3 protein-coding genes are annotated in these 2,726 nt (G+C 38.7%); all 3 read left to right on the top strand.

The genetic code is table 11. From position 1 onward, the window contains the following. The first annotated feature begins 208 nt into the window (after positions 1-208). Genes fmt through BLW93_RS08560 form a run of 3 tightly spaced genes read left to right on the top strand, consistent with a single transcriptional unit; the run spans position 209 to position 2,462 of the window. Positions 209-1,156 carry a methionyl-tRNA formyltransferase gene (gene fmt, locus BLW93_RS08570; RefSeq protein WP_076713654.1) on the top strand — a complete coding sequence of 316 codons (948 nt, stop codon included), beginning with the start codon at positions 209-211 and terminating at the stop codon, positions 1,154-1,156. Next, complete coding sequence (locus tag BLW93_RS08565) at positions 1,153-1,536, top strand: hotdog domain-containing protein (protein WP_076713653.1); 384 nt, start codon at positions 1,153-1,155, stop codon at positions 1,534-1,536. The genes fmt and BLW93_RS08565 overlap by 4 nt, the downstream gene beginning before the upstream one ends. Further along, positions 1,533-2,462, top strand: a complete 930-nt coding sequence (locus tag BLW93_RS08560; protein WP_076713652.1) for a hypothetical protein — start codon at positions 1,533-1,535, stop codon at positions 2,460-2,462. The genes BLW93_RS08565 and BLW93_RS08560 overlap by 4 nt, the downstream gene beginning before the upstream one ends. Positions 2,463-2,726: the final 264 nt, after the last annotated feature.

The following is a 2,726-nucleotide window of genomic DNA, read 5'->3' as shown; positions in this document are numbered from 1 at the left end:
TGAGGCTAAGGAAGAACTTCAGGATATGTTCTCCAGGAGGTACTCCTAATGGTTTACACAAAATTATTGACACAACCGGAAGTTAGTGGAATCAATACTTCCCGATTTCAGGAAAAGAGATGGATGGTTAAAGGTTAACGGTTGGAAATTTGTATTGTGAATATAATCTGGAATAAATTATTACCATTCCTTTCTCGGGAGTCTGAGTATGAAAAAGTTAAATATAGTTTTTATGGGGACGCCGGATTTTGCCGTTCCGTCTCTGGAGAAGTTGATTGAAAATGAGGCCTTTAACGTCTCTCTTGTTGTTACTCAGCCGGATAAACCGGCAGGAAGAGGAAGGAAACTCAAATCTCCTCCTGTAAAGCTTGTTGCTGAAAAATATGGTATTCCTGTTTTGCAACCTGAAAGAGTTAAAGAAAATGAAAAGTTGTTTGAAAAATTGAAGGAAATAGCTCCCGATTTTATCGTGGTTGCTGCATACGGGAAAATATTGCCGAAGGAATTACTTGAAATACCGAAAATTGCACCTGTTAACGTCCATGCTTCTCTGCTGCCAAAATACAGAGGGGCTTCTCCCATTCAGTCTGCCCTTTTAAACGGAGAGGATAAAACCGGCGTTACCATTATGAGAATAACGGAAAAGCTGGATTCTGGAGATATCTATATTCAGGAAGAGACTCCTATCTCTATTGATGATACTGCTCAAACACTTCACGACAGGCTTGCCGTTATGGGAGGGAGTTTATTGGTGAGGGCACTCCCTCTAATAGCTTCGGGAAAATTAAAGCCTGTTCCTCAAAACGACAGTGAGGCAACCTACTGTGCCCAGATAAAAAAAGAGGACGGAAAGATTGATTGGAGAGACACTGCGGAGAATATATTTAATAAGGTAAGGGCTTTTACCCCGTGGCCTTCTGCTTTTACACATTTTAACGGTAAACTTCTTAAAATTACAAAGACTCTTCCTGTTGAGGGTCAGGATAAACCTGGTATTGTTGTTGATATTGATAGGGAAGGTTTTTATGTTGGAACAGGGGAAGGTTTATTAAAGATTTTGATGGTTAAACCTGAAGGTAAAAGGGAGATGAGTGCCGGTGATTTTGTCAGAGGTTACAGATTAAAAACCGGAGATAACCTGGGGGAGGAAAGATGATAAACACTCATGAAAAGATTAACAGACGCCTGTGCGGTGAACCTGTAAAAGTGGCTGAAAACAGAGCAGAGGTTGTTCTTGAGGTGACCAATGAGATGGCAGCCGATGAAAAAGGCCTTGTCCATGGGGGATTCATTTTTGGTCTTGCCGATTATGCTGCTATGCTTGCAGTTAACCATCCTAACGTTGTTTTGGGGGCTGCTACCGTAAGGTTTCTTAAGCCTGTTATGGTGGGTGATAAACTTAAAGCTATTGCTTCTGTTGTTGAGGCAAGGGGAAAGAAATATAAAGTTATGGTAAAGGTTAAAAAAGTGGATGAAACGGTTTTTGAAGGAGAATTTATTGCCATAGTGCCAGAGAAGCACGTTCTGGAAAGATGAAAGTAACAGAAGAGATTTTTAAAAGGGCAGAGAAGGAAGGTAGCGCCAGGGAATTCCTCTTTGCCCTTTTAAGAGAGATTAAAGGTGAAGGTTTCACAAGGAAGGATTTTAAATCTCTTAATCACGAGGAGGTTGTTCTTAATCTTGTGAAAGGAAATAATCTGGAGCCTTACTTTTCTCTGTCTGGTAACAAAAATATTTATAACGCTTTGAGAAAGGCATTTCGTTCCTATTTTAAGGCGAAGACGGAGAGAGAGTGGATAAAAAAACTGGGGGATTGGCGGAAAGAGTTTGAGTTTTTGCTTTCCAGAGCCGTTGCTTACTATCTTGTTGATTCCGCTTCTATTTCCAAAGTGCAGAAGTTACTGTCTTATGGGTGGATTGTTCCCCCTTATGCTGTTAAGGTTTACGAAGGCGGAGATCCTTTTGAATATTTTAAACCTTTCCTTGAAGAGTCTTTTTTGAAAGAACGGTTTGATAGATATGGGGAAATTGATTTTCTCTCTTCCCGTAAAGCTATCCTTGACGGTGTTCTTAACGCTTTTCTTTCTGGATTTACAGAAATTGCCATTTACGGTCTTTTTGTTCAGATAGAGGGCGTTGTTTGGGAAATTTTTGTTAAAAAGAATCCCCTTGAGGCGGATATAGAGTCTCTTATAAGGAAAAGAAACAGAAAATTTATAACTATTCAATACGCTTTGAAACTTATAACAGCAAGTATTACAGAAGAAGGAACTATTCCTGAATTTTTTGATTGTATACGATTTGTTGATTTTAAAGATGATGGAAGGTTAAATCGTAATGCTGTTATGCACGGTATTTCAGTTAATTTCGGTTCAAAAAGAAATTTCCTGAAACTTTTTCTTTTGTTTGAATTTCTAATATATCTGGGAATGAAGATTTCGAATCATGGTTGCACAAAATAAGTGCATCGTTTTTATCTGAATGTCTAAAAATTTATCATCTTTCTTTTGGAAAAATCATCCGTTTCTTAGAAGTCCTTGTTTTTAAGCAACTATTTTTCTGGCATAGACATTGCTTATTTTCTTTATGGAAGGTCAAAACATGCCCGGAGGACAGTATGAAAAAAGTTGGTAGTGTACGATATTTTGTGTAAGCTTGAGAAATGGGATAACCTCCTGGGGAACACCCCACAAATACCAACCCCAGGAGGCAAAAATGGAACTACA

This window comes from Desulfurobacterium indicum (assembly GCF_001968985.1).
Classification (GTDB): domain Bacteria; phylum Aquificota; class Aquificia; order Desulfurobacteriales; family Desulfurobacteriaceae; genus Desulfurobacterium_A; species Desulfurobacterium_A indicum.
Note: the sequence above shows the minus strand (reverse complement) of the source record. Positions and strands in the feature narration are given on the sequence as shown.

Bases quoted from the DNA above. Each gene is read 5' to 3' on its own strand.
- fmt (WP_076713654.1), top strand. From the start codon at position 209: ATGAAAAAGTTAAATATAGTTTTTATGGGGACGCCGGATTTTGCCGTT.
- BLW93_RS08565 (WP_076713653.1), top strand. From the start codon at position 1,153: ATGATAAACACTCATGAAAAGATTAACAGACGCCTGTGCGGTGAACCT.
- BLW93_RS08560 (WP_076713652.1), top strand. From the start codon at position 1,533: ATGAAAGTAACAGAAGAGATTTTTAAAAGGGCAGAGAAGGAAGGTAGC.